Origin of the sequence: Mycobacterium triplex (assembly GCF_000689255.1) — a bacterium.
GTDB lineage: Bacteria > Actinomycetota > Actinomycetes > Mycobacteriales > Mycobacteriaceae > Mycobacterium > Mycobacterium triplex.
This window is the reverse complement of record NZ_HG964446.1, coordinates 1,619,178-1,644,958: the sequence shown is the minus strand read 5'-3', so window position 1 is coordinate 1,644,958 and position 25,781 is coordinate 1,619,178. Positions and strand designations below refer to the sequence as shown.

The 25,781-nt window shown below is 68.7% G+C and carries 21 protein-coding genes; 9 read left to right on the top strand and 12 right to left on the bottom strand.

The window, feature by feature from the left end; all coding sequences use genetic code 11:
- The first annotated feature begins 99 nt into the window (after window positions 1-99).
- From BN973_RS07710 to BN973_RS07700, 3 genes are all read left to right on the top strand, one after another.
- Window positions 100-1,314, top strand: coding sequence for an NADH:flavin oxidoreductase (locus BN973_RS07710; protein ID WP_036467054.1), 1,215 nt, complete (start codon window positions 100-102; stop codon window positions 1,312-1,314).
- A gap of 76 nt (window positions 1,315-1,390) precedes the next feature.
- The gene (locus BN973_RS07705) at window positions 1,391-4,042 is read left to right on the top strand and encodes an ATP-binding cassette domain-containing protein (RefSeq protein ID WP_036472145.1); all 2,652 of its coding nucleotides are present in this window, start codon (window positions 1,391-1,393) and stop codon (window positions 4,040-4,042) included.
- Between the two features lie 4 nt (window positions 4,043-4,046).
- Window positions 4,047-6,506: an ATP-binding cassette domain-containing protein gene (locus BN973_RS07700; RefSeq protein WP_036467052.1), complete on the top strand. Its 2,460-nt coding sequence runs from the start codon at window positions 4,047-4,049 to the stop codon at window positions 6,504-6,506.
- On the opposite strand, the gene BN973_RS07695 is transcribed toward BN973_RS07700, so the two are convergent.
- The 7 genes from BN973_RS07695 to BN973_RS07665 all read right to left on the bottom strand — a co-directional run bounded on the left by BN973_RS07695 (window position 6,503) and on the right by BN973_RS07665 (window position 12,451).
- Entirely contained in the window at window positions 6,503-7,060 is a 558-nt protein-coding gene (locus BN973_RS07695) for a pentapeptide repeat-containing protein (RefSeq protein WP_036472144.1), read from the bottom strand. The two genes, BN973_RS07700 and BN973_RS07695, sit on opposite strands and share 4 nt — an antisense overlap.
- Window positions 7,061-7,065: 5 nt before the next feature.
- The gene (locus tag BN973_RS07690) at window positions 7,066-7,638 is read right to left on the bottom strand and encodes a GTP-binding protein (RefSeq protein WP_036467050.1); all 573 of its coding nucleotides are present in this window, start codon (window positions 7,636-7,638) and stop codon (window positions 7,066-7,068) included.
- Complete coding sequence (locus tag BN973_RS07685) at window positions 7,619-7,993, bottom strand: DUF742 domain-containing protein (RefSeq protein ID WP_036467048.1); 375 nt, start codon at window positions 7,991-7,993, stop codon at window positions 7,619-7,621. The genes BN973_RS07690 and BN973_RS07685 overlap by 20 nt, the downstream gene beginning before the upstream one ends.
- 6 nt (window positions 7,994-7,999) lie before the next feature.
- The gene (locus BN973_RS07680) at window positions 8,000-8,401 is read right to left on the bottom strand and encodes a serine protease inhibitor (RefSeq protein ID WP_036467045.1); all 402 of its coding nucleotides are present in this window, start codon (window positions 8,399-8,401) and stop codon (window positions 8,000-8,002) included.
- Window positions 8,398-11,157 carry a sensor histidine kinase gene (locus BN973_RS07675; RefSeq protein WP_036467042.1) on the bottom strand — a complete coding sequence of 920 codons (2,760 nt, stop codon included), beginning with the start codon at window positions 11,155-11,157 and terminating at the stop codon, window positions 8,398-8,400. The genes BN973_RS07680 and BN973_RS07675 overlap by 4 nt, the downstream gene beginning before the upstream one ends.
- Before the next feature lie 250 nt (window positions 11,158-11,407).
- Window positions 11,408-12,013: a class I SAM-dependent methyltransferase gene (locus BN973_RS07670; protein ID WP_036467039.1), complete on the bottom strand. Its 606-nt coding sequence runs from the start codon at window positions 12,011-12,013 to the stop codon at window positions 11,408-11,410.
- 15 nt (window positions 12,014-12,028) lie between these two features.
- Window positions 12,029-12,451 (bottom strand): nitroreductase family deazaflavin-dependent oxidoreductase, encoded by a 423-nt coding sequence (locus BN973_RS07665; RefSeq protein ID WP_051641162.1) that lies wholly within the window; start codon window positions 12,449-12,451, stop codon window positions 12,029-12,031.
- 29 nt (window positions 12,452-12,480) lie between these two features.
- On the opposite strand from BN973_RS07665, the gene BN973_RS07660 reads away from it, so the two are divergent.
- Entirely contained in the window at window positions 12,481-12,945 is a 465-nt protein-coding gene (locus tag BN973_RS07660; protein WP_036467034.1) for a tRNA (cytidine(34)-2'-O)-methyltransferase, read from the top strand.
- On the opposite strand, the gene BN973_RS07655 is transcribed toward BN973_RS07660, so the two are convergent.
- The 4 genes from BN973_RS07655 to BN973_RS07640 all read right to left on the bottom strand — a co-directional run bounded on the left by BN973_RS07655 (window position 12,946) and on the right by BN973_RS07640 (window position 18,390).
- A complete protein-coding gene (locus BN973_RS07655; RefSeq protein ID WP_036467032.1) occupies window positions 12,946-13,590 on the bottom strand; it encodes a nitroreductase family protein in 645 nt (214 codons plus the stop codon).
- Window positions 13,591-13,684: 94 nt separating this feature from the next.
- On the bottom strand, window positions 13,685-14,518 hold the full coding sequence (locus BN973_RS07650; protein ID WP_036467029.1) for an oxidoreductase: 834 nt from the start codon (window positions 14,516-14,518) through the stop codon (window positions 13,685-13,687).
- Between the two features lie 26 nt (window positions 14,519-14,544).
- The gene (locus BN973_RS30365; RefSeq protein WP_036467026.1) at window positions 14,545-14,889 is read right to left on the bottom strand and encodes a hypothetical protein; all 345 of its coding nucleotides are present in this window, start codon (window positions 14,887-14,889) and stop codon (window positions 14,545-14,547) included.
- 201 nt (window positions 14,890-15,090) lie between these two features.
- A complete protein-coding gene (locus BN973_RS07640; protein ID WP_036467023.1) occupies window positions 15,091-18,390 on the bottom strand; it encodes an error-prone DNA polymerase in 3,300 nt (1,099 codons plus the stop codon).
- A gap of 162 nt (window positions 18,391-18,552) precedes the next feature.
- On the opposite strand from BN973_RS07640, the gene BN973_RS07635 reads away from it, so the two are divergent.
- Window positions 18,553-19,896 (top strand): wax ester/triacylglycerol synthase domain-containing protein, encoded by a 1,344-nt coding sequence (locus BN973_RS07635; RefSeq protein WP_036467020.1) that lies wholly within the window; start codon window positions 18,553-18,555, stop codon window positions 19,894-19,896.
- Between the two features lie 41 nt (window positions 19,897-19,937).
- Window positions 19,938-21,002: a trehalose-phosphatase gene (gene otsB / locus BN973_RS07630; RefSeq protein WP_036467019.1), complete on the top strand. Its 1,065-nt coding sequence runs from the start codon at window positions 19,938-19,940 to the stop codon at window positions 21,000-21,002.
- On the opposite strand, the gene BN973_RS07625 is transcribed toward otsB, so the two are convergent.
- The gene (locus BN973_RS07625; protein WP_036467016.1) at window positions 20,999-21,874 is read right to left on the bottom strand and encodes a MaoC family dehydratase; all 876 of its coding nucleotides are present in this window, start codon (window positions 21,872-21,874) and stop codon (window positions 20,999-21,001) included. The genes otsB and BN973_RS07625 overlap by 4 nt on opposite strands.
- Before the next feature lie 94 nt (window positions 21,875-21,968).
- Here BN973_RS07625 and BN973_RS07620 point away from each other — a divergent pair, with 94 nt between their 5' ends.
- Genes BN973_RS07620 through BN973_RS07610 form a run of 3 tightly spaced genes read left to right on the top strand, consistent with a single transcriptional unit; the run spans window position 21,969 to window position 25,733 of the window.
- Window positions 21,969-22,682: a histidine phosphatase family protein gene (locus BN973_RS07620; protein ID WP_036467013.1), complete on the top strand. Its 714-nt coding sequence runs from the start codon at window positions 21,969-21,971 to the stop codon at window positions 22,680-22,682.
- A gap of 19 nt (window positions 22,683-22,701) precedes the next feature.
- Window positions 22,702-24,708: an SDR family oxidoreductase gene (locus tag BN973_RS07615; protein ID WP_036467010.1), complete on the top strand. Its 2,007-nt coding sequence runs from the start codon at window positions 22,702-22,704 to the stop codon at window positions 24,706-24,708.
- A complete protein-coding gene (locus tag BN973_RS07610) occupies window positions 24,705-25,733 on the top strand; it encodes a nucleoside hydrolase (RefSeq protein WP_036467008.1) in 1,029 nt (342 codons plus the stop codon). Before BN973_RS07615 ends, BN973_RS07610 begins: the two co-directional genes overlap by 4 nt.
- Window positions 25,734-25,781 lie beyond the last annotated feature (48 nt).

Sequence of the window (25,781 nt, the reverse complement as noted above, 5' to 3'; positions counted from 1 at the left end):
CACGGGCGCTGCCCGATGACGGCGACCCTCCCCCGCAAGCGGGAGGTGCCCCCATACGCCCTGCTTCGCCGGCCATGCGATCGCCGTTACGCTCCTCGCATGGCATCTGACCAGCCCCAGATTCCGGACGTATTCAGCCCAGCGCAGCTGGGACCGATCACGCTGCGCAACCGGACCATCAAGTCCGCGACGTTCGAAGCACGCACGCCCGGCGCTCTGGTGAGCGACGACCTGATCGAGTACCACCGGGCACCGGCCGCCGGCGGGGTCGGCATGACGACCGTCGCCTACTGCGCCGTCTCCCAGGGTGGACGCACCGAGGGCAACGGGCTGTGGATGCGGCCCGAGGCGGTGCCCGGGCTGCGCAAGCTCACCGACGCCATCCACGCCGAAGGCGCGGCGATCAGCGCCCAGATCGGCCATGCGGGTCCGGTCGCCAATGCAAAATCCAACAAGGCCAAGGCGCTGGCGCCGGTGCGGTTCTTCAACCCGATCGGAATGCGGTTCGCCCGCAAGGCGACCCGCGACGACATCTCCGACGTGATCGCCGCGCACGCCGACGCGGCCCGGTTCGCCATGGAAGCCGGCTTCGACGCCGTCGAAATTCATTTGGGCCACAACTATTTTGCGAGTTCGTTCCTGTCACCACTGATCAACCGTCGCGACGACGAGTTCGGTGGCTCACTGGAGAACCGGGCCAAGGTCGCCCGCGGAATGGTGATGGCCGTTCGCCGCGCGGTCGAGAAAGAAGGAACGCCGATCGCGGTCACCGCCAAGCTGAACATGGCCGACGGGGTCCGCGGCGCCATCACCACCGAAGAGTCGCTGATCACCGCCAAATGGCTGGAGGAAGACGGCGGCCTGGACGCGATCGAACTCACCGCCGGCAGCTCTCTGGTCAACCCGATGTACCTGTTCCGCGGCGACGCCCCGCTCAAGGAGTTCGCCGGGGCCTTCAAGCCGCCGCTGCGCTGGGGCATGCGCATGACGGGCACGAAGTTCCTGCGCGAATACCCCTACCGCGAGGCGTATCTGCTGCGCGACGCCAAACTGTTCCGAGCCGAACTCAAGATGCCGCTGATCCTGCTGGGCGGCATCACCAACAGGGAGACGATGGACCTCGCGATGGCCGAGGGCTTCGAGTTCGTCGCGATGGCCCGGGCGCTGCTGGCCGAGCCGGATCTGATCAACCGGCTCGCCGCCGACGGCGCGGCGCACAGCGTCCGCTCGGCGTGTACGCACTGCAATCGGTGCATGCCGACGATCTACACCCGCACCCGCTGCGTCGTCACCGGAGCACCCGACAACCGGTGATTGCGCGGGCACAACTGGCTCGACGTGCCGCGTTGGTGCAAATGGCGAAATAGGTCCACGAGCTAGAGTTGTGGCGATGAATTCACCAGCCCCGCCGGCGCTGACCGTCCGGTATGACGGGTCGGAACGCACCTTCGCAGCAGGTCACGACGTGGTAGTCGGGCGCGATCTCCGGGCCGATATGCGCATCACCCACCCCCTGATTTCGCGGGCCCATCTGTTGCTGCGCTTCGACCAGGGCCGCTGGCTGGCGATCGACAACGGTTCGCTCAACGGCACTTTCGCCAACGGCAGGCGGGTGCCGGTCGTCGATATCCATGACGGTCAGAGCATCAACATCGGAAATCCGGACGGCCCGCTGCTGACGTTCGAGGTCGGGCGCCACCAAGGCATGGCCGGGCGGCCGCCGCGGACCGAGTCGATGGGCATACCGGTCGCGGCTCAGGCCGGCGCGCCGTGGCCTTCGTCACAGGCATCGGGGCAGCCGTTCGCCGCTCCGCCCGGACCGCTGCCCGGACGCCAGACCACGTGGGCCGCGCCACCCCCGCCGCGGCCGCATCCCGGCCCGCCGGGCCAGCGGCCGGGACCGCCAGGGCAACCCGTGTATCCGACATCGGTCCGGCCGCCGGCATATCCCAACCACGCCCCGCCCAACTATCAGCCGCAGATGTCCGCGCCGGTCGGATCCATGCAGGCACCCAAGACCCAGATGTCGCCCGTCGCCGAGGCCAAGGCGCCGGAGGTCGGGAACCTGGCCACCAAGATGTTCCAGGCGTTGTTGCCGTCGCGGTCCGGCGCGTTGCAAAAGCCGGCCAACGCGCAAACGATCGGGCGCGCCACCGACAACGACATCGTCATCCAGGACGTCCTGGCCTCGCGTCATCACGCGTTTTTGATCCAGACGCCGCTGGGCACCGAGATCCGCGACGCGCACAGCGTCAACGGCACCTTCGTCAACGGCGTCCGGGTCGGCTCGGCGGTGCTCACCGAGGGCGACGTCGTCACGATCGGAAACGTCGACCTCGTCTTCAGCCGCGACACCCTGGTCCGGCGCACCGAAGCGGCCACCCGCACCGGCGGTCTCGAGGTGAACTCGGTCTGCTACGAAGTCGACCACGGCAAGCAGCTGCTGGACCACATCTCGCTGACCGCCCGACCCGGGACGCTGACCGCGATCATCGGCGGATCCGGCGCCGGCAAGACCACGCTGTCGCGGCTGATCGCCGGGTACACCAGCCCCAGCTCCGGCACGGTCACCTTCGAGGGCCACAACATCCACACCGAGTACGCCTCGCTGCGCAGCAGGATCGGGATGGTCCCCCAGGACGACGTCGTGCACCGCCAGCTGACCGTCAACCAGGCGCTGGGCTACGCCGCCGAGCTGCGGCTGCCGCCCGACACCAGCAAGGCCGACCGCGAACAGGTCGTCGCGCAGGTGCTCGAGGAACTCGAGCTGACCAAGCACGCCGACACCCGCGTCGACAAGCTCTCCGGCGGCCAGCGCAAGCGCGCGTCGGTGGCCCTGGAATTGCTCACCGGCCCGTCGCTACTGCTGCTCGACGAACCCACCACCGGCCTGGACCCGGCGCTGGACCGCCAGGTGATGATGATGCTGCGCCAGCTGGCCGACGCCGGGCGCGTGGTGCTGGTGGTCACGCACTCGGTGTCCTACCTTGACGTCTGCGATCAGCTGCTCCTGGTCGCTCCCGGCGGCAAGACGGCGTTTCTCGGCCCACCCAGCCAGATCGGCGCGGCGATGGGCACCACCAACTGGGCCGACATCTTCGCCAAGGTGGGTGCGGACCCGGACGAGGCCAACCGCCGCTTCCGGGAAGAAAACCAGCAGCAGCCACAACTACCGTCCGAACACAGCCCGGCCGCGGATTTGGGCGAGCCGGTACACGCCGACGTGCGCCGCCAGTTCTCCACGATCGCCCGCCGGCAGATACGGCTGGTCATCTCCGACCGCGGCTACACGGTGTTCCTGGCGCTGCTGCCATTTTTGATCGGGGTGCTGACCCTGACGGTTCGCGGCAACAGCGGATACGGCATGTCCGATCCGCTGGGCAACAATCCCGCTCAGCCCGACCAGATCCTAGTCATGCTCAACGTCGGCGCGGTGTTCATGGGTACCGCGCTGACGATCCGCGACCTGATCGGCGAGCGACCGATCTTCCGCCGCGAACAAGCGGTCGGCCTGTCCACGGCCGCCTATATGGGCGCGAAAATCGTTGTCTTCTCGACGTTTGCGATCATCCAGGCCGCGATCGCCACGGCCATCTCCGTGATCGGCTGGGGCACCCCGATCTCCAACGCCGTGGTCCTGGGCAACGTCAACTTCGAACTGTTCGTCACGGTGGCCGCGACGTGTGTGGGTGCGGCGCTGCTCGGCATGGCGCTCTCGGCGCTGGCCCAATCCCAGGACCAGATCATGCCGATGCTGGTGGTGTCGATCATGAGTCAGCTGGTGTTCTCCGGCGGCATGATCTGGGTTACCAACCGGCTGGTGCTCGACCAGTTGTCGTGGGTCACGCCCGCGCGGTGGGGCTTCGCGGCGTCGGCGTCGACGATCGACACGCACCGGCTGATACCGGGCCCGACCGACCCGAAAGACCAGCACTGGAATCACACCAAGAGCGCATGGCTGTTCGATATGGCCATGCTCGGAGTCCTGTGCATAAGCTATAGCGCGATCGTGTGGTGGAAGATCCGGCTGAAACGACGCTGAACTGATGAATGCCCCTGCGCAATCGGTACTGACCGTGCGGTCCATCCGATCCGAGGTCAGTTTCGCCCCCGGCGGCGACGTCGTCATCGGCAGCGACGTCCGCGCCGACCTGCGCGTGGCGCATCCGCTGGTCACCCGGGCGCACCTGTTGCTGCGCTTCGATCACGGCAAATGGGTTGCGGTCGACAACAATTCGCGCAACGGCATCTTCGTCGACGGACGCCGGGTGCCGGGTGCCGACATCCGGGACGGCCAGACCCTCAACCTCGGCGCCCCCGATGGACCGCGGATCACCTTCGCGCTCGGACACCATCGCGGCAATGTCGGGGTGCTGCCGCCGACCTCGCAGGCGGTGCCGACCGTTCCGCCGGCCGGCAGATACCAGGACCGGCCCACCGACGCGTTGCACACCACCGCCGTGCCGATCGTGCGGCCCACCGTGCCGACCCAGGCCGTCCCGAACGACGCGACCCGGGTCGCCCAGCCGGCGGGCACCGACATGTCGCAATTTCCGACCCGGGTGATGAAGGTCGTCGGCCCCGAATCGGGGGTGCAGACGCCGAAGGGCGGCACCGCGTGGATCGGACGCGAGCTCGACAACGACATCGTCATCCACGACGTATTGGCTTCGCGGCATCACGCGTTCCTGGAGCCGACCCCCGCCGGCATCGAGATCCGCGACGCGAACAGCATCAACGGGACGTTCGTCAACGGGGTGCGAATCGCGCAGGCCCTGCTGGCCGAGGGCGACGTGGTGACGATCGGCAACGTCGACCTGGTGTTCACCGCCGGCATGCTGGCCCGCCGCCAGGAAGCGGCGACGAGCACCGGCGGCCTGGACGTGCGCGAGGTCGGCTTCGCGATCAACGGCAAGGATCTGCTGCAGCAGATCTCGATGACGGCGCGGCCCGGCACGCTGACCGCCATCATCGGCGGCTCCGGTGCCGGAAAGTCGACACTGTCGCGGCTGATCGCCGGCTATACCACCCCCACCGCCGGCGCGGTCACCTTCGAGGGCCACAACATCCACACCGCCTACGCCACGCTGCGCAGCAGGATCGGGATGGTCCCCCAGGACGACGTCGTGCACCGCCAGCTGACCGTCAACCAGGCACTGGGCTACGCGGCCGAGCTGCGGCTGCCGCCCGACACCGGCAAGGCCGGCCGCGACCAGGTGGTGGCTCAGGTCCTCGACGAGCTGGGACTGACCGCGCATGCCGACACCCGGGTCGACAAGCTCTCCGGCGGCCAGCGCAAACGTGCCTCGGTGGCCCTCGAACTGCTCACCGGCCCGTCGCTGCTGATCCTCGACGAGCCGACCTCGGGGCTGGACCCGGCGCTGGACCTGCAGGTCATGACGATGCTGCGCCAGCTCGCCGACGCCGGCCGCGTCGTGCTGGTCGTCACACACTCGCTGACCTACCTCGACGTCTGCGACCAGGTGCTGCTGATGGCGCCCGGCGGCAAGATCGCGTTCCTGGGCCCGCCGGGTCAAATCGGGGACGCGATGGGCACCACCAACTGGGCCCAGATTTTCGCGAAGGTCGGCGCCGACCCCGATGAAGCCAACCGCCGCTTCCTGGAACGACAGGACCACACCCCGCCCACCCGGGCCGAAACGCCGGTCGATCTGGGCACCCCGGCGCGCAGTAGCATGCTGCGCCAGTTCTCCACGATCGCGCGGCGCCAGGTCCGGTTGATCGTCGCCGACCGCGCCTACTTCGCCTTCCTGGCGCTGCTGCCGTTCATCCTGGGCGCGCTGTCGCTGACGGTCCCGGGTCATACCGGTTTCGGCATCGCGGACCCGAACAGCGAGACGCCCGACGAAGCCGCCCAGATCCTGACGTTGATGTCGATCGCCGCCGTCTTCATGGGCACCGCGCTGACGATCCGCGACCTGATCGGCGAACGCCCGATCTTCCAGCGCGAGCAGGCCGTCGGCCTGTCCACCGGGGCCTACCTGGCCGCCAAGATCACGGTGTTCTGCGCGTTCGCCATCATCCAGGCGGCGATCGCCACCGGCATCGTGCTAATCGGTAAGGGCGCGCCCAAGCAGCCGGCGCTGCTGCTCGGTAATGCCAGCCTGGAGCTGTTCGTCACGGTCGCCGCCACCTGCGTGGCGTCGGCGATTCTGGGCTTGGTGCTGTCGTCGATCGCCCGTTCCAACGAACAGATCATGCCGCTGCTGGTGGTGTCGCTGATGCTGCAGCTGGTGCTGGCCGGTGGGCTTATCCCGGTGACCGGGCGGCTCTTCCTCGACCAGCTGTCCTGGCTGATGCCGTCGCGCTGGGGCTATGCGGCGTCGGCGGCCACGGTCAACCTGCGGACCCTGGTGCCCATCGGCCCCAAGGACAGCCACTGGGCGCACACGGACAGCGCATGGCTGCTCGACATGGGGATGCTGGGCGTGCTGTCGGTGATCTACTCGGCCATCGTGTGGTGGCGCATCCGGCTGAAGCGCTAGTCGGATTTGGCGTCCAGCCGCAGCCCGTGCGCCAGCGCGAAGGCCATCGCCTGCGAAACATCCACCCGCACACCGGTGAGGGTGGCGGTGCGCCACAACGCCGGATCCGCCGTCGCCCCGCGCAGGTCGGCGTCGTCGAGCCGGGTGCCGGTGGTCCGCGCACCGGACAGGTCGGCGCCGCGCAGCACCGCCTTGCGCAGGTCCGTCTCCACCAGGCTGGTTTCCCGTAGCAGGCAGCCGCTCAGGTCGACGCCGCGCAGGTCGTTGCCGCCGAGCACCGCGAGCGTGAAATCCACCTCGTCGAAGGCGATCGGCCGCAACTTGCACTGCACGAAGACCGATCCCAGCATGCTGCACTGAGCAAAGGTGCTGTGCCACAACGTCGTTCGCTCGAACTTGCAGTTACGAAAGGCCGATCCCCGGTGCTGGGATTCGGCCAGATTAGCGCCGGAGAAATCGCAGTCGCTGAACACCACCCGTTCGGTGCACAACCGGCCGAGGTCCCCGTCGCGGAAGTCGCGGCCGGTGAACTCGCAGTCGGCCCACTGCTGCAACGCGGTCAAGCCGTCAGGCTCTGCAGCGCGTACTCGCTGATCGCGATCAGCGCATCGGTCGCCGACCGGCGATCCCTGGCATCGACGTTGATCACCGGAATGTGCGGCGACAAGGCCAGCGCTTCGCGGATCGCGCCGACGGGATATGTTGGCGCACCGTCGAATTGGTTGACGGCGATCAGGAACGGCAACTTGCGGTGTTCGAAGAAGTCGACCGCGGCAAAGCTGTCCTGCAGCCGGCGGCAGTCGACCAGGACGATCGCGCCGATGGCGCCGCGCACCAGGTCGTCCCACATGAACCAGAACCGCCGCTGGCCCGGCGTGCCGAACAGGTAGAGCACCAGGTCGTGGTCCAGCGTGATCCGGCCGAAGTCCATCGCGACCGTCGTCGTCCGCTTGTTGGGTGTGGCCTCGAGCATGTCGACGCCGGCCGAGGCGTCGGTGACGATCTCCTCGGTGCGCAGCGGCATGATCTCCGACACCGCCCCGACGAACGTGGTCTTGCCGGCGCCGAACCCGCCGGCGACGACGATCTTCGTCGACGCGGTGGCGCCGGAGTCAGAGTGCCTTAAGGCCACGCAGCGTCCTTCCTATGAGTTCGTGGCGCTCGTCGCGGGTCGACTGCTCGGTCAACGTTCGATGCACCCGAAGGTAGCCGGACAGCACCAGATCACCGACCAGCACCCGCGCGACACCGATCGGCAGGTTCAGCAGCGCCGAAATCTCGGCCACGGAAGGGTTTTTGACGCACAGCCCGATGATCTTGCCTCTCGCATCGTCGGCCGGCCAGCGATGCGCCCGCCCGGCCTGCAGCGTCTGAACCGGCGCCTCCAGCGGAATGTCGACGCCCGCGTTCGTCCGCCCGGCGGTCAGGGTGTACGGGCGGACCAGGTTCGCCTCACGTGAGGGCGGCCCGGATTCGCTTCTGTCCATCGCGGCTCACGAATGCCTGACGGAGCGGCGGGTGGACTGCACGACGCCGCCCACCCGTTCGACAAGGATCGCCATCTCGTATCCGATTTGGCCGATATCGCACGACGTCTCGGCCAGCGTCGCCAGGTGCGAGCCGTCGCCGACGCGCATCAACAACAAATAGCCGTTCTGCATCTCGACCACCGACTGCAGCACCGCTCCGCCGTCGAACAGCTGGGCGGCACCGGTCGCCAGGCTGGCCAGCCCGGAGGCCACCGCGGCCAGCTGGTCGGCTCGTTCGCGGGGTAGCAGCTCGCTGGCCGCCACCGGCAGACCGTCGACCGACACCAGCAGCGCATGCGCCACCCCGGGGACCTCGCGAGCGAACTTCGTCACCAGCCAGTCCAGTGAGCTGCCTGCAGACGTCATTCCTCATCGGGTCCTTGGCTCGAGTGACGGGCGTGTGACCGCCCGCTGCGCACACCGCCGAAGTGGTTACTGAACGAGGCCCGAACCGCTTCGGGGTCGCGGGCCGCATGCAGTCCGCCGTTCGATCCTACGAGGGATTCTTCGTCGTCGGAGCTGCGGTGCTGGCCGGAGCCGGTCACGCCGTTGGCCGCCCCCGGCACCAGCCGGGCGCCGGGGGTGCGCACCGGCAGGCCGTGGTCGGCGGTGCGCTCCTCGACCGGCTTGTCCTCGGCCTGGGCGGCCAGCGACCAGCCCCGGTCCCACACCGACTGCCAATCCAGGTCCGGGCTGTTGACCAGGTCGTGCGGGTCACCCATCATCTCCGAGAGCATCCGCCGATAGATCACGTCGTCCTTCGACGCCGGCTTCGCGGCCGGGATGGACGGCTCGGCGGGTGGCTTGGCGACACGGGCCGGCGGCGGCGGTGTGCCGGTCCCCCGTGACCGCGCCGCGAAGAACCCCGACGTGTCCGAGACCGCCGGGGCCGGCTTCGGGGCGGGCGGCGCCGGCGTGGGCCGCGGCTGGTTCTCGTTCTCCCACCAGGCAGTGGCCAGCTCACGGCGGCGCTTGGGCAGCGGCGGCGCGGGAGGAGCGGCGGGAACGTCGGTGATGCCGCTGGAGCCCGGGCTGCGGCGGGGCAACAACGAGATCGGGGGCGCCTCGCCGGGTGTGGCCGCAACAGGGCGTTGGCGCGTCGCGCCGTTTTTCGCCCGCGGCGGCCCGCTGGCCAGCTTGGCGCTCGGCGACGAGACCGCCCGGATCCGCTCACCCGGCTCCGCCGAGATTTCGGCCGGGCCGCCGTCGAAGCCTTCCAGCACCGCCGGCGGCAGGTAGATCTCGGCGGTCGTGCCGGTGCCCGCCTCGTCGGGCGCCGGGCCCCGCAGCCCGACCCGGATGCCGTGCCGGGCGGCGATCCGGCCCACCACGAAAAGCCCCATGTGGCGGGCATTGTCGGGGGTGACCTCGCCGCCGGCCTGCAGGCGCATGTTGGCCATCCGCCGATCGGAGTCGTTCATGCCCAGGCCGGAGTCGGCGATCCTCAGCACCACCCCGCCTTGCCGATCTGGGCCGCCGCGCGCCCCGGAGATGCGGGCGTACGTCGACGGTGGCGAGTAGCGCAGCGCGTTGTCGATCAGCTCGGCGAACAGATGGATGGCGCCACCGGCGGCCCCGCCGATCAGCAGGCACTCGGGCAGCTCACCCAACTCGACCCGGCGGTAGTCCTCGACCTCGGAGACGGCCGCGCTGATCACCGTCGACAGCGGAACCGGCTCGCGCTGATCGCGGGCCAGCTGGGCGCCGGCGAGCACCAGCAGGTTGGCGCTGTTGCGGCGCAACCGGGCGGCCAGGTGATCCAGCCGGAACAGGCTGTCCAGGCGATCGGGATCCTCTTCGTTGCGCTCCAGCCGGTCGATCAACGACAACTGCTGGTCGACCAGCGAGCGGATGCGCCGCGACATGGTCTCGAACATGTCGTTGACCAGCAATCGCAACCGCGCCTCGTCACCGGCCAGCAGCAGCGCCTGGGTGTGCAGTTCGTCCACCGCGTGCGCGACCTGACCGATTTCCTCGGTGGTGAACACCGGCAGCGGAGCCGGAATCGGTTCGGCCTCACCGGCTTTCACCCGGGCGATCTCCTCCTCGAGGTCGGTGTGGGCAACCTTGAGCGCGCCGTCGCGCAGCACCCGCAGCGGCATCACCAGCGCACGCGCCATCAGCAAGACGACCAGCAGTGCGATCACGATGGCGGCGAGTACCAGCACACCGTCGACGATCGCGGAGTTGCGCCGGTCGTCGGCCTGGGTTTGCACCGACTTCGTCACCGCCGCGGTGGCGCCGGTGATGACCTGCTCGGCGATCGCGTCGGTGGTCCGGATCGAGCGCAGCAGGTCCGGGTTGTCGACGAGCATGCTGGCCGGATCGGACATGATCGCCATCCGGGTCACCATCTGCTGCTGCAGCGTCTTGGCGTCGGGCGAGCCGACACCCAGCACCTGGCTCATCCCGAACAGCGTCGACGGCTCGGTGCCGGCCAGGGTGATCATCGAGGTGCGCAGCTGCGGCTCGGGCAGCTCGGCGCCGCGGGTCACCAAGATCTCCTGCATCGTCATCTGGCCCCGGGCCCCGACCGCCCGGCTCAAACCCTGTGCCTGCGCGCGGATCTGCTCGTCGTCCACCCGCACCGAGGCGTTGATGACATCCTCGGCTGTCAACAGCAGCGGCGCATAGGTGGTGACCCGGTCCCGCAAACCGATGCTGTTATCGGCCACCTTGTCCAAAAGAGATTGCCCGCCGCCCAGCAGGGTGCCCACCCCGGACCGGACATCGGGAGTGACGTCGGTGTTCGACAGCCGCGTCTGCAACTCGCCCTTGCGGGCTTCATAGTTCTTCTTCGCGCCCTCGACGTCGCGTCCGGTGGAGTTCGCCAACAACGCGACGTCCAGTGCCGACATGTACTTGGTGAGCGCCGGCAGCAAGTCGGCGCGCGCGGCGGCCAACCGCAGGCCGCTGGAGCTCGACACGGCGGTGTTGAGGCGCAGCCCGCCGAAGATTGCGGCCAGGACCAGCGGGATCAGCACAATCGCCGCGACCTTCCACCCGACCGGCCAGTTGCTCGGGGACCAGGCCGGCGGACGCTTTGCCGGGGCCGCCGGGGATTCGGCGAACTCGGTGGGCGCCGCCTCGGCCGGGGTGGCCGGGCGGTTGAACATCGTCATGTGGTTGCGGCCGCGCGACCGGCCGCTGCGCTGGCAGTGCGCATCGAGACAAACGAGAGGCTCATGAACTTCCTGCTTTTATTCCGCTCCCCCCGCGCCAAGACGCGCGAGCGGTAAACGCGTGGCAATTCGACGAGTATGACAGCCCGCGGCCCGGCTCACCAGAATCGTTACTGAGCAGACAGCCACCCCCAAGGTGTGCCGGTACACCGGCACACCAGCCTGGCAAACGGCCCGCGGCGCGAAATCCCTACGCGGGCCGCAGGATCGCGACGAGGAAGTCGGAATCGTCGGTGAACGGTCGCAGATCCCAGGTGGACAGCAGCACGTCGGGAGCGAATCCGGCGGCCGCCGCGTGGTCGAGAAACTCGGCGAATTCGTAGTCCCGGCCGGCGCCGAAGCCGATCGCCGCTCGACCGTCGTCGGCGACGTGAGCCCGCAGCCGGCTCAGCACCCGGCCGCGGGTGCTCGGCGCGAGGAACGCCATCACGTTGCCGGCGGACACGATCACGTCGAACGGGTCGGCGATGCCGCGCGCGGGCAAGTCCAGCTCGGCGAGGTCGCCGACGAGCCACCGCGGGCCGGGATAGTCCTGTTCGGCCGCGGCGATCAGCGCCGGGTCGACGTCGACCCCGACCACCTGGTGACCGACCGTGGCCAGATACCCGCCGACCCGTCCGGCGCCGCAACCGGCGTCGAGAATGCGGGCGCCGCGCGGCACCATCGCGTCGATCATGCGGGCCTCGCCGACCAGATCCTTGCCGTCGCGGGCCATCGAACGAAAGCGTTCGATGTACCAGTTCGAATGTCCGGGATCGGCGGCGACCTTCTGCATCCAGATGCTCTGCTCGATCATGTCGCCATTATCCGTTCATTCGAGGACGAAGATCGGGATCGTCCGTTCCGTCAGCGCCTGCAACTGCGTGTAGACCGGGTAGGCCTCGATCGCCGTCTGCCACCATTCGTCGCGTTCGGCCCCGTGGACCTCGCGTGCCGTCATCTCGAAGACCTTGTCGCCGTCTTGCACGGTGACATTCGGGTTGGCTTTCACATTGTGGTACCAGGTCGGGTGCTTCGGAGCTCCTCCGATGGAGCCGACCATCGCGTAGCGTCCGTCCTTCTCGACGCGCATCAGTGGCACGTACCGCTTGAGGCCACTCTTCGCTCCGGTCACGGTGAACAGCACGACCGGCCGGTCCATGATCTCGACGCCGTCGGTGGTGCCCTGCCGCAGAATTTGTTCGGTCTGCTCCCGCACCCAATCGGTCGTGCTGAGCTGTACTTGATCCGTCATGCCCTGCTCAACAACAAAGGGAGTCCGCAGTGTTCCGACTGATGTTCGTGGCGCCGCGGATTCCGCCCAATACGGGCAACGCCATCCGCACGGCCGCGGCCACCGGCACCGAATTGCATCTGGTCGAGCCGATGGGCTTCGACCTGTCCGAACCCAAGGTGCGCCGGGCCGGACTGGACTACCACGACCTGGCCTCGGTCACCGTGCACGCGACGCTGCAGCACGCGTGGGACGTGCTGATGCCGGCGCGGGTGTTCGCGTTCACCGCGCACGCGCCGACGTCGTACGCCGACGTCGCCTACCGGCCCGGCGACGTATTGATGTTCGGGCCGGAGCCCGACGGGCTGGATGCGCAGACCCTGGCCGACGGCCACATCACCGGCCTGGTGCGCATCCCGATGCTGGCCGGGCGGCGGTCGCTGAACCTGGCGAACGCCGCGGCGATCGCGATCTACGAGGCGTGGCGCCAGCACGGCTATCCCGGCGCGGTGTGACTACCAGGTGTTCCAGTGCGTCAGGGTGTCGGCGGGCAGCCGCTTAGCCGGGCGGAAATCGGTGCCCTTGGTGTAGGCGATCGGGAACAGCCCGCCCTGGCTGAACTCCTCGTACGGAATCCCGAGCACCTCGGCGGCCTTGCGTTCGCCGTCGCCGAGCAGGTGCAGCGTCGTCCAGCAGGAGCCCAGCCCGCGGGAGCGCAGCGCCAAGCAGAAGCTCCACACCGCCGGGAACAGCGACGCCCAGAACGAGACGCCGCCCAGCGGTGACTTGTCCTCGCGGCCCGCGAGGCACGGGATCATCAGCACCGGCGCCTCGTGGATGTGCTCGGCGAGGTAGGTCGCCGAATCCACCACCTTGCCCATCCGTTCGCCGCGGGTGTCGCCCACGCCGTAGTCGGGCTTCGGCGCGCTCAGGTAAGGCCGGGCATGCGACAGGTAGATGTCGCCGATCGCCTTCTTCTTCTCCGCGTCTTCGACGAACACCCATTGCCAGCCCTGGGCGTTGGAGCCGGTGGGAGCCTGCAACGCCAGTTCCAGGCACTCCATCAGGACCTCGCGAGGCACCGGCTTGTCGAAGTCGAGACGCTTGCGAACCGAGCGGGTAGTGGTGAGAAGTTCGTCGACGGACAGGTTGAGGGTCATGCTTGGAGGCTATACGCGCCGCCGCGCGCGCCGAACGTGCACTCAGCGCGAGATTTTCGCTATTTTTCCGCCGTGAGTCACGTTCGGCGAAGGGTCAGCCTAGGTCGGTCGACATCGAAAGCGTCCGCCACGCATCGATGTCGGCCTTGAGGTTGTCGATCTTGGCCTCCACCGTGGCGACGCAGTCGGTGCCCAGCAGCAGATGCACCGGCGGCTCGGCGGCCGCGGCGATGTCGACGATGGCCGCGGCGGCCTTGATCGGATCGCCGGGCTGGGCGTGGTTGACATCCGCGGCGTGGGCACGCACCGCCCCGGCGGTGGACTCGTAGTCGGCGATGACGGTCGCTTCGGTGTCCAGGCTGGACGCGTCGAGGAAGTCGGTGCGGAAGTAGCCGGGTTCGACGATGGTGACCCAGATTCCCAGCGGCCGCAGCTCGGCGGCCAGCGCCTCGCTGAACCCTTCCATCGCGAACTTGGTCGAGCAGTAGATGCCCCATCCCGGCCCACCGGCCAGGCCGCCGACCGAGCTGATGTTGATGATGTGGCCAGAGCGCTGGGCGCGCATGATCGGCAGCACGGCGCGCTGCATGGTCAGGGTGCCGAACACGTTGACCTCGTAGACGGCACGGATCGCGGCGTCGGACGCCTCCTCGACGGCGCCGAGCAGGCCGCGGCCGGCGTTGTTCACCAGCACATCGATCCGGCCGAACGTGTCGACCGCCGACCGGACGGCCTGCGCAGCCTGATCGGCGTTGGTGACGTCGAGGTCGACGGGCAGCAGCGCGTCGCCGGCGTCGGGGAGGTGGGTGAGGATCTGCTCGGCGCGCCGCGCGGTGGCTACCACGCGGTCGCCCTGAGCCAGGATCTTGCGGGCGATCTCGAGGCCGAACCCGCGGGAAGCTCCGGTGAGGAACCAGACCTTGGACACTTTGCCTCTTTCTTCTCGCGGGCGGCCTAGGTTGGCGGCGGGGGCGGCTGGTCGGGCGGGATCGCCCCGCCGCACCCACCGGGCGGGGGCGGGCCCGGGAGAGGTTCGTCGCCGCCGACGCAGTCATAGTAGAACTGCGGGCCGGCCATCCAGGTCTTCATCCACTGGTGCCAAAACGACCCGTCGGGGTACTTCTCTCCGTCGCATACCGCCAAATTGCCGTAACCCCATCGACCGCCCGGGCAGTAGCCCTTCGTCATGTCGGGCTGGTGCGGGTCGGGCGGATCGGCGCTGGCAACGGCGGGAGAAAGAACAAGCGCCGCAGCACAACCCACTATCGCAGCGCCACGGCGAGGAAGCTTGAATGTCATTTCGACTCCGTTGAGACATTGCGATAAACGTGAGCAATTCGGGCTCGCACAGTTTACGACGCGGCGGGCAACGGCCAGGTCGAATTGTTCAACACCGAATACACAAAGCCTGTTCGCGACGGGTGACCCACATCCCGGCGCCGAACGTGCTCTCATGGCGCAAAATTGGCCCGCGACTTCAGAGCACGCTCGGCGAACAAGTCAGCGAAAGTCCCGGGACTTCGAGCCGACGGCCAGGGTGATGCGGCCCAACCGCTCGGCCACCACGGTGACTGCGCCGCTGGCGTTTTGGACCTGACCGCGGACCAGCAGCGCCGGTGCGGTGTTCGCCAGCTTGCGGTGTCGCGCCCACACCCCGGGTGTGCAGAGCACATTGACCATCCCGGTCTCGTCCTCGAGGTTGATGAACGTCACGCCCTGCGCGGTGGCGGGCCGCTGCCGATGGGTCACCGCGCCGGCAATCAGCACACGGTCGCCGTCGGGCACGCCGAGTAGCTCCTCGGCGGGCACCACCCCCATCGCGTTCAGGTCGGCCCGCAGGAACTGGGTCGGGTAGCTGTCCGGGGAGATGCCGGTGGCCCACACGTCGGCGGCGGCCAGCTCCAGCTCGCTCATCCCCGGCAACGCCGGAATGTGCGACGACGAGCCCACCCCGGGCAGCCGGTCCGGCCGTTGCGTGGCGGCGGCCCCGGCCGCCCACAGCGCCTCGCGCCGCGACGTCCCGAAGCAGGCAAAAGCCCCGGCCGTCGCCAGCGCTTCGGTCTGCGGCACCGAGAGCTGTAGCCGGGTGGTCAGATCCAGCAGAGAAGTGAACGGGCCGTTGGCTTTTCGCTCCTCGACCAGTTGCTCGGCGAGGTCGTCGCCGATATGACGGACCGCGCCCAGCCCGAGCCGGACCTCGGTGCCCGCGTTCTCGAGGGTGGCGTGCGCCAGACTGGCGTTGACGTCCGGGCCGTGCACCGCCACGCCGTGCCGGCGCGCATCGGCCACCAGCGACTGCGGCGAATAGAAGCCCATCGGCTGGGCACGCAGCAGCGCGGCGCAGAACGCGGCCGGGTGATGCAGCTTGAACCACGACGAGTAGAACACCAGCGACGCGAAGGACAGTGCGTGGCTTTCCGGAAAGCCGAAATTGGCGAAGGCTTCCAGCTTTTCGTAGGTCCGCTCGATCACCTCGTCGGTGGCGCCGTGCAATTCGCGCATGCCCTCGTAGAACCGCCCGCGCAGTCGTTGCATGCGTTCGGTCGAGCGCTTGGACCCCATGGCACGCCGCAGCTGGTCGGCCTCGGCGGCCGAGAAGCCGGCGCAGTCGACCGCGAGCTGCATCAGCTGCTCCTGAAACAGTGGTACTCCCAACGTCTTTCGCAGCGCCGATTCCATCGATGGGTGGTCGTAGACGACCGGGTCGATGCCGTTGCGCCGCCGGATGTAGGGGTGCACCGACCCGCCCTGGATGGGCCCGGGCCGGATCAGCGCGACCTCGACCACCAGGTCGTAGAACACCCGGGGCTTCAGCCGGGGCAGCGTGGCCATCTGCGCGCGCGACTCCACCTGGAACACGCCGACGGAATCGGCGCGGGCCAGCATCTCATACACCGCCGGCTCGGAGAGGTCGAGGCGGGCCAGGTCGACCTCGATGCCCTTGTGTTCGGCCACCAGGTCTTTGGCGTAGTGCAACGCCGAGAGCATGCCCAGACCGAGCAGGTCGAACTTCACCAAACCGATGGCCGCACAGTCGTCTTTGTCCCATTGCAGGACGCTGCGATTCTCCATGCGCGCCCACTCCACCGGGCACACGTCGGCGATCGGGCGGTCGCAGATCACCATGCCGCCGGAGTGAATGCCCATATGCCGCGGCAGGTTCCGGATCTGGGTGGCCAGCTCGATCACCTGTTCGGGAATGCCGTCGAGGTCCGGCGAGTCCGCCAGCCCGTTCCAGTGGCTGATCTGCTTGCTCCACGCGTCCTGCTGGCCCTGCGAGTAACCCAGGGCACGGGCCATGTCGCGCACCGCGATCTTGCCGCGGTAGGTGATGACGTTGGCGACCTGGGCGGCGTAGTCGCGGCCGTATTTGTCGTAGACGTACTGGATGACCTTTTCGCGCTGATCCGACTCGATGTCCATATCGATGTCGGGCGGCCCGTCGCGGGCGGGCGACAGGAAGCGCTCGAACAACAGCTCGTTGGCCACCGGGTCGACCGCGGTGACGCCCAGGGCGTAACAGACCGCGGAGTTGGCCGCCGATCCCCTGCCCTGGCACAGGATGTTGTTCTCCCGGCAAAATCGGGCGATATCGTGCACCACCAGGAAATAGCCCGGAAACCTCAGTTGGGCAATGACTTTCAGTTCATGTTCGATCTGGGCGTACGCCCGCGGCGCTGACTCGGGGAGCCCGTAGCGATCGCGCGCTCCCGCCATCGTCAACTGCCGCAACCAGCTGTCCTCGGTGTGCGGATCGGGCACGTCGAACGGCGGCAGCTGCGGCGCGATCAGCGCCAGCCCGAACGCGCACTGCTCGCCGAGTTCGGCGGCGGCGGTCACCACGTCAGGGCCCCCCAGGGGCACATGCGCGAACAGCCGGGCCATCTCCGCACCGGACCGCAGATGCGAACCACCCAGCGGGGCCAGCCATCCGGCGGCCGACTCCAATGACTGTCGCGCCCGGATCGCGCCCATCGCCATGGCCAGCCGGCTGCGCGACGGATGGGCGAAATGCGCTCCGGTGGTGGCGACGACGCCGACGCCGAAGCGTGGCGCCAGGGCCGCCAGTGTCGCGTTGCGCTCGTCGTCGAGGGGCTGGCCGTGCTGGGTCAGCTCGACGCTGACCCGCTGCGCGCCGAAGCGGTCCACCAGATCGGCCAGCGCCCGCGCCGCCGCCTCCGGTCCCGCGTCGGAAAGCGCTTGGCGCACATGTCCTTTACGGCATCCGGTCAGGATGTGCCAGTGCCCGCCCGCGGCTTCGGTCAGCGTGTCGAGGTCGAAGCGCGGCTTGCCTTTCTCACCGCCGGCCAGATGCGCGGCGGCCAGCTGCCGCGACAACCGCCGGTAGCCCTCCGGGCCGCGGGCCAGCACCAGCAGGTGCGGACCGGGCGGGTCCGGGTGCTCGGTGCGGGCCTGCGAGTTCAGCGTCAACTCGGCTCCGAACACGGTGCGCACGTCGAGTTCGGCGGCGGCTTCGGCGAACCGCACAGCGCCGTACAGGCCGTTGTGGTCGGTCAGCGCCAGCGCCCGCAGGCCCAGCCGGGCGGCCTCCTCCACCAGCTCTTCGGGTGTGCTGGCCCCGTCCAGGAAGCTGTAGGCCGAATGCGCGTGCAGCTCGGCATAGGCGACGGGCGAGCGGGTCGCCCGACCACCGTCTGGTGGCCGATAGGCCGGGCGCTTGCGCGAGAAGGGGGCCTCTTCCGCCGGACCGGACGGGGTGGGCGCGCCGGCATGACGCGGCTTGCCGTCGAGCACCCGCTCCATTTCCGCCCAACTCGGCGGCCCATTAAACCAACCCACTTCCCCAGTCTATCGAAAGTATGTTCGATTTCGTGCTCGGTTGTCGAAGCGGTTGTTAAACGGGTCTTCAACTTCTAAACACAGTCTTAACGGACTGGGATCTACCGCGACGGGGCCGCGGCCACAGATACTGGTACGGGGCGACTAGGGCGGGAACTGAACATGGGACAGCTGACAGCGGCATTGGATTCGGGCTTTCGCGGCGCGGCGGATCCCGACCGGCAGGCGAGCATGGCGACGGGCGCGGTCGCCATCGTCGAAGGCGCCGTCCCCAGCCTGGGGCGCCTCAAAGCGATGCTGGAACGGATCCAGTCGATACCGCGATGCACTCAGGTGTTGCGGACGCATCCGTTCAGCGGTGCCCAGCACTGGGCCGACGATCCGGGTTTCGACCTCGCCCATCACCTGCGCCGGGTCGCGGTTCCCCGCCCGGGCGACGAGGCCGACCTGTCGCGGGCGATCGCCCATGCCCTGGAACGCCCCCTGGAATTGGACCGCCCGCTGTGGGAGTGCTGGGTCATCGAGGGGCTGCGCGGCAAGTGGGCGATCCTGATCAAGGTCCACCACTACCTCGCCGAGGCCACCCCCGCGGCCCACTTGCTGACCAGGCTCTGCGACGACGCCGACGGCGAGATGTTCACCAATCACGTTGCGCCCGGCAATGTTTCGACGCAAGGCCGGAAGCCGGGCTGGACCGACGCGCTGTGGCGGGCCTCAACCGTCGCCAGCACCGTCACGAGCACGCTGGCCGAGACCCTCTGGGCGGCGGCACGCACGTCGACGGGTCCGGCGGTCACCATGCGGCGCTACAGCACGGTGCGCGTTCCCCTAGCCGCCGTCGACGCGGTGTGCGGCAAGTTCCGGGTGACCACCAACGACGTCGCGCTCGCCGCCATCACCGAGGGCTTCCGGGCCGTGCTGCTGCATCGCGGCGAACAACCCCGCGCGGGCTCGCTGCGCACCCCGGAGAAGAAGTACCTGCCCGTCGAGCACGACGACCCGGTGCAGCGGCTGCGGATTGTGCACAGCAGCTTGAACCAGCCCGCGCCGCCTCGCCAGAACACCGGCCCGAGCATCGTGGACCTGGCCACCAGCTCCATGCCATTTGCCTTGTGCGCCAAGGCAGTTCGGCTTGTACTGAGCCGGCTGCCGCAACCGGGCATCGTGACGCTGGCCACCAGCGCGCCCGGGCCGCGGCACCGGCTGGAGCTGATGGGCGCCACCGTGGAGCGCCTACTGCCGATCCCGCCGACGGCGTCGCAGCTGTCCAGCGGAGTCGCGGTGCTCAGCTATGGCGACGAGCTGATCTTCGGGATCACCGCGGACTACGACGCCGCACCCGAACTTCAGCAGCTCGCCAGCGGCATCGAACGGGAGATGGCGCGGCTGACCGCACTCAGCCAGGACTCCGTGCTGCTGTTCAGCAAGGATCGCCGCAAGCGACGGGCCCGTGCGCGGGCGGGCGGCGTGCCCCCGAGCCACCCGACCGCGCGCGCACGCCACTGACCCAACCCGGGCGGCGTCGATCGCCGTGAGAGGGTTGGTCAATGCCATCGGTCACGATCGACCCACGCCGCCACGACGCGGTGCTGTTCGAACCCGGACTGGACGCCCCGCGGTCGTTGCTCGCGCAGTTGCGCGAGGCCGGCGTCGGCATCGGCAGCTTCGCGTCGACCGAGGACCTTGGCGACATCCGGGCGGGTCGCTGCGTGGTCGTCGCGGCGAGCGCGGCGGTGGCCGCGGCCGCGCGCGACGCCGGGTTCGCGTTGGTGATCGCCGCGCAGGACCTCGATGGCGTCGCGGTCCGCACCGGGGACCTGCGGATGTCGCAGCTGCCCGACGCGTCGCGGCTGCTGGATGAGGACATCCGGCGCCCGGCGGTGTTCTTCGACTTCGACGGCACGCTGTCGGACATCGTCGACGATCCGGACTCCGCGCAGCTGGTCGCCGGCGCGGCCGACGCGCTGCGGCGGTTGGCCGCTCGGTGCCCGGTCGCGATCCTGTCCGGCCGCGACCTGGCCGACGTGAGCGCACGCGTCGGCCTGCCCGGCATCTGGTATGCCGGCAGCCACGGATTCGAGCTCACCGCACCCGATGGAACCCACCACCAAAACGACGCGGCGGCCGCGGCCGCGCCGGTGCTGGAGTCCGCGGCCGCCCGGCTGCGCGAGCGGCTCGGGCCGATTCCGGGTGTTCGGGTGGAGCACAAGCGGTTTGGAGTTGCCGTGCACTATCGCAATGCGGCGCGAAACCGCGTCGGCGACGTCACCGCGGCGGTGCGGGCGGCGGGCCAACGCGACGCGCTTCGCGTGACCACCGGGCGCGAAGTGATCGAGCTGCGCCCGGATGTCGACTGGGACAAGGGAAAAACGCTGCACTGGGTGCTCGATCACCTGGACGAGTCGACGGACGTGACGCCGATTTTCCTCGGCGACGACATCACCGACGAGGACGGGTTCGACGCGGTGCGCGACGGGGATGTTCAGGGCATCCCAATCCTGGTGCGGCACAACGACGACGGCGACCGGGCCACCGCCGCGCGGTACGCACTGGACAGTCCGGCCGCCGCGGCCGACTTCGTAGCCCGGCTGGCGCAGCGGTTGTCCGGCTAGCTCGGCGCGTATTCGACCGCGCCGTCGTCGAGCACCACCCGCCCGGCCTCGGCGCCTTCGGCACCGGAAGCCACGGTGCGAAAGACCGCCTTGCCTTCCTCGGTACGCCAGATCAGCGTCGTCAGCGTCTCGCCGGGATACACCGGCGAGCTGAAGCGCGAATCGATCGCGGTGATGTTGGCCGCCAGCCCATTGCCGAGCTCGGCCACCAGCGCCCGGCCCGCCACTCCGTAACTGCACAGCCCGTGCAGGATCGGCTTCGGGAAGCCGGCCAGCTCCCGGGCGAACCACGGGTCGCTGTGCAGCGGGTTGCGGTCACCGGACAGCCGGTAGATCAGGGCCTGATCCTCGCGGGTGGGCAGGGCGACCTTGATGTCGGGCTCGCGATCCGGGAATTCCGGGGCGATCGGGCGCTGCCCCGGCTGCCCGCCGAAACCGCCCGCGCCGCGCACCACAAACGTGGTCGACGTTTCGGCGACCAGATTGCCCGAATCCGGGTCGGTGCCGCGGCCGCGCAGCATCACGACCGCGTTCTTGCCCTCACCCTTGTCCTGGATGTCGGTGACCTCGGTGACCACCGACAGCTTGCCCGCGGCGGGCAGCGGCGCGTGCAGCCGGATGCCCTGCGAGCCGTGTAACAGCATGGCCCAGTTGAAATCTCCGATCTTGCCCGCCGCCCCGAACGCCGGGCAGCAGATCACCGCGTAGGTGGGCAGCACCTGCTGGGTGATCTCGTGGCTGTTCTCGGTGGTGAACGACAGGTCGTCGAGCCCCGCGCCGACGCCGAGGGCGTACAGCAGTGTGTCCCGGTCGTCCCATTCGAACAACTTCGGCTCCGTCACCGCACCGACGGCACTCGGGTCGATCGCCATTCGAGTCTCCTCTCGATCTCACAATTCCAGCTTTTCTGCACCCAACCATTGCAAACCCTTCCCCCTGGGGCCGTCGGCAGGGCAGGCTATCGACATGGCCACGCGCAGTAGGTTCGGACGGGCTTTTTGGAAAACAGGGGCCGTGGTGGCCGCGACGCTCATCGTCGGTGCCTGCGGCGGATCGACGCAGGCGCGCGCGATCACGCTGACGTTCATCCGAAACGCGCAGACCCAAGCCGACGCCGACGGGATCATCGCCACCGATCCGCCCGGCCCCGGCCTCACCGCCGAGGGCAAGGGTCAGGCCCAGCAGGTCGCGCATCAGAGCGGTCGCAGCGACTTCGACGCCGTCTACGCCTCCGCGATGGCCGAGGCACAGCAGACCGCCGGGCCGTTGGCCGGCGAACTCGGCAAGCAGGTCGAGGTCCTCAGTGGCGTGCAGGCACTGGGCGCGGGCTGGTACAACGGCAAACCCCAATCGATGGCGGCTACGACGTACATGTTGGCGCCGGCCAGCTGGATCAACGGTGACGTCGCCAACAGCATCCCGGGATCGGTCAGCGGGAAGCAGTTCAACGACCAGTTCACCGCCGCGGTCAACAAGGTCTACAACAGCGGCCACAGCAAACCGGTGGTGTTCTCCCAGGGCGCGGCGATCATGGCGTGGACGCTGATGAACGCCAAGAACGGCAGGAACAGCCTGCTGACCAGCCATCCCCTGCCGAACATCGGCCGCGTGGTGGTCACCGGCAACCCGACGGACGGGTGGACGCTGGTCGAGTGGGACGGCATCCGCAACTTCAGCTGATCCCCGCTACCATGTCTGAATGCGGTATGTCGTTACCGGCGGTACCGGGTTTATTGGTCGCCGCGTCGTAGCTCGCCTGCTGGACACCCGGCCCGACGCCGAGGTGTGGGTTCTGGTCCGGCGCCAGTCGCTGGAACGCTTCGAACGCCTCGCCGCCGAGTGGGGCGAACGCGCAAAACCGCTGGTCGGGGAGCTACCGGAGCTGGCGCTGACCGACCAGACCATCGCCGAGCTGGGCCGGGTCGACCATCTGGTGCACTGCGCGGCGATCTACGACGTCACGGCCGGCGAGGCCGAACAGCGCGCCGCCAACGTCGAGGGCACCCGCGCCGTCATCGAGCTGGTGCGGCGCCTGGATGCCACGCTCCATCACGTGTCGTCGATCGCGGTGGCGGGCGACTTCCCCGGCGAGTACACCGAAGACGACTTCGACGTCGGCCAGCAGCTGCCCACCGCGTACCACCAGACGAAGTTCGAAGCCGAACTGCTGGTGCGCTCGGAGCCGGGGCTGCGTTATCGCATTTATCGCCCCGCCGTCGTGGTCGGCGATTCGGCAACCGGAGAGATGGACAAGATCGACGGCCCGTACTACTTCTTCGGCGTGCTGTCCAAGCTGGCCGTCCTGCCGTCGTTGACCCCGATCCTGTTGCCCGACACCGGCCGCACCAACATCGTCCCGGTCGACTACGTCGTCGACGCACTGGTCGCACTGATGCATGCCGACGACTCAGACGGGCAGACGTTCCACCTGACCTCACCGAAAACCATTGGGCTGCGTGGCATTTACCGCGGAGTCGCCAAGGCAGCCGGACTGCCCCCGCTGCGCGGCTCGCTGCCCCGCTCGGTGGCCGCACCGGTGCTCAAGGCCCGCGGGCGCGCCAAGCGGGTCCGGAACATGGCGGCCACCCAGCTCGGGATCCCGGCCGAGGTGCTGGATCTCGTCGACCTGATCCCGACGTTCGTCAGTGACAAGACGCAAAACGCGTTGCGCGGCACCGGAATCGAGGTCCCCGAGTTCGCGAGTTACGCGCCCAAACTGTGGCGTTACTGGGCCGAGCATCTCGATCCCGACCGCGCCCGCCGCGACGCTCCGCAGGGGCCGCTGCAGGGCCGGCACGTGATCATCACCGGCGCATCCAGCGGCATCGGCCGGGCGTCGGCGATCGCGGTCGCCGAACGGGGCGCCACGGTATTCGCGTTGGCCCGCACCGGCGCCGCGCTCGACGAACTGGTCGCCGAGATCCGCGCCAACGGCGGTCAGGCCCACGCGTTCACCTGCGATGTCACCGATTCGGTGTCGGTGGAGCACACCATCAAGGACATCTTGGGCCGGTTCGGCCACGTCGACTACCTGGTGAACAACGCCGGGCGCTCGATTCGCCGTTCGGTGGTGAACTCATGCGATCGGCTGCACGACTACGAGCGGGTGATGGCGGTCAACTACTTCGGCGCGGTCCGAATGGTGCTGGCACTGCTACCGCATTGGCGCGAGCGCCGATTCGGTCACGTGGTCAATGTCTCGAGCGCCGGTGTACTGGCCCGCAATCCCAAGTACAGCTCGTATCTGCCGACCAAGGCCGCGCTGGACGCGTTCTCCGACGTGGTCGCCTCGGAGACGTTGTCCGACCACATCACATTCACGAATATCCATATGCCGCTGGTCAAGACGCCGATGATCGTACCGTCGCAACGGCTCAACCCGGTGCCGCCGATCAGCCCCGAGCGCGCGGCGGCGATGGTGGTGCGCGGGCTGGTCGAGAAGCCGGCCCGGATCGACACTCCGTTGGGCACGCTGGCCGAGGCCGGCAACTACCTGTTGCCCAAGACGTCGCGGCGAATTCTGCACCAGGTCTATCTGGGCTACCCCGATTCGGCTGCCGCGCTGGGTGTTTCGCCGAGCGAACCCGTAGCTGACCACACCCCGGCACGCCGTCGGCCCAAACGCCCGGTACGTGCCGTCGGCCGCATCGGAGTCCCCCGCAAAGTGCGCAAGGCGATCCGGCTGGTGCCAGGAGTTCATTGGTGAGGGAATCTTCGCCGGTGTTCGCCGATGTCGATACCGGCGTCGACGACGCGCTGGCCCTGATATATCTGTTGGCCAGCCCGGACGCCAATCTGGTCGGCATCGCGTCGACCGGGGGAAATGTTGGCGTACAACAGGTTTGCGCCAACAACTTGGGTCTTCTCGAACTGTGCCGAGCCACCCGCGTACCGGTGTCCAAGGGCGCCGACGAGACGCTGACCGGGCCACTGCGCACCCCCTCGAAGGTCCATGGCCCGCGGGGCCTGGGATATGCCGACGTACCCCTGGGCAACGCGGCGCTGACCGACTACGACTCGGCGACCGCCTGGGTGCGCGCGGCGCGGGCCTTTCCCGGCGAGCTGATCGGCGTGGCGACCGGCCCGCTGACCAATCTGGCGCTGGCGCTGCGCGCGGAGCCCGAGCTGCCAAACCTGTTGCGCCGCCTGGTCATTATGGGCGGGTCCTACGACCACATCGGCAACACCACCGCGGTGGCGGAATGGAACATCAGCGTGGACCCCGAGGCGGCAGCCGAGGTGTTCGCGGCCTGGTCTGTTGAAAGTCTTGGGCCGCAGCGATTTCCGATCCTGTGCGGCTTGGATCTGACCCGCAACGTGGCGATCACGCCGAAAGTCCTGGCGAGATTGGCCGATTCCGCGGGATCGACGTCGACGATGATGAGCGTGGACGACAAACGGGGCACCCGATCGACGGCGTCCAATCCGGTGATCCGGGTGATCGAAGACGCGTTGCGGTTCTACCTCGAGGGTTACTACGACAACGGGCACGGATATCTGGCGCATCTGCACGATCCGCTGGCCGCGGCGGTCGCGCTGGACCCCGAACTCATCGCCACCCGTTCCGGTCGGGTGGACGTCGAACTCGCCGGCACCCTGACGCGCGGCATGACGGTGACCGACTGGCGCCGAGAACCCAACGCGCACATCGGTATTGGCGTCGATCCGGGAGCATTTTTCGACCGTTTCATCGAACGCGTGGGGCCTTTCGCGCGGCGCCTCGCCTCCTGACAACGGCAACTATGGAATAGTTGGGTATCTGCGCGGGGTTGCGGTGTT

Excerpts from the sequence above, each read along its gene's own strand:
- BN973_RS07710 (WP_036467054.1), top strand. The coding sequence starts at position 100 with ATGGCATCTGACCAGCCCCAGATTCCGGACGTATTCAGCCCAGCGCAG.
- BN973_RS07680 (WP_036467045.1), bottom strand. The coding sequence starts at position 8,401 with ATGACGTCTGCAGGCAGCTCACTGGACTGGCTGGTGACGAAGTTCGCT.
- BN973_RS07700 (WP_036467052.1), top strand. The coding sequence starts at position 4,047 with ATGAATGCCCCTGCGCAATCGGTACTGACCGTGCGGTCCATCCGATCC.
- otsB (WP_036467019.1), top strand. The coding sequence starts at position 19,938 with ATGCCATCGGTCACGATCGACCCACGCCGCCACGACGCGGTGCTGTTC.
- BN973_RS07620 (WP_036467013.1), top strand. The coding sequence starts at position 21,969 with ATGGCCACGCGCAGTAGGTTCGGACGGGCTTTTTGGAAAACAGGGGCC.
- BN973_RS30365 (WP_036467026.1), bottom strand. The coding sequence starts at position 14,889 with ATGACATTCAAGCTTCCTCGCCGTGGCGCTGCGATAGTGGGTTGTGCT.
- BN973_RS07675 (WP_036467042.1), bottom strand. The coding sequence starts at position 11,157 with ATGACGATGTTCAACCGCCCGGCCACCCCGGCCGAGGCGGCGCCCACC.
- BN973_RS07655 (WP_036467032.1), bottom strand. The coding sequence starts at position 13,590 with ATGACCCTCAACCTGTCCGTCGACGAACTTCTCACCACTACCCGCTCG.
- BN973_RS07625 (WP_036467016.1), bottom strand. The coding sequence starts at position 21,874 with ATGGCGATCGACCCGAGTGCCGTCGGTGCGGTGACGGAGCCGAAGTTG.
- BN973_RS07615 (WP_036467010.1), top strand. The coding sequence starts at position 22,702 with ATGCGGTATGTCGTTACCGGCGGTACCGGGTTTATTGGTCGCCGCGTC.
- BN973_RS07705 (WP_036472145.1), top strand. The coding sequence starts at position 1,391 with ATGAATTCACCAGCCCCGCCGGCGCTGACCGTCCGGTATGACGGGTCG.
- BN973_RS07635 (WP_036467020.1), top strand. The coding sequence starts at position 18,553 with ATGGGACAGCTGACAGCGGCATTGGATTCGGGCTTTCGCGGCGCGGCG.
- BN973_RS07685 (WP_036467048.1), bottom strand. The coding sequence starts at position 7,993 with ATGGACAGAAGCGAATCCGGGCCGCCCTCACGTGAGGCGAACCTGGTC.
- BN973_RS07670 (WP_036467039.1), bottom strand. The coding sequence starts at position 12,013 with ATGATCGAGCAGAGCATCTGGATGCAGAAGGTCGCCGCCGATCCCGGA.
- BN973_RS07665 (WP_051641162.1), bottom strand. The coding sequence starts at position 12,451 with ATGACGGATCAAGTACAGCTCAGCACGACCGATTGGGTGCGGGAGCAG.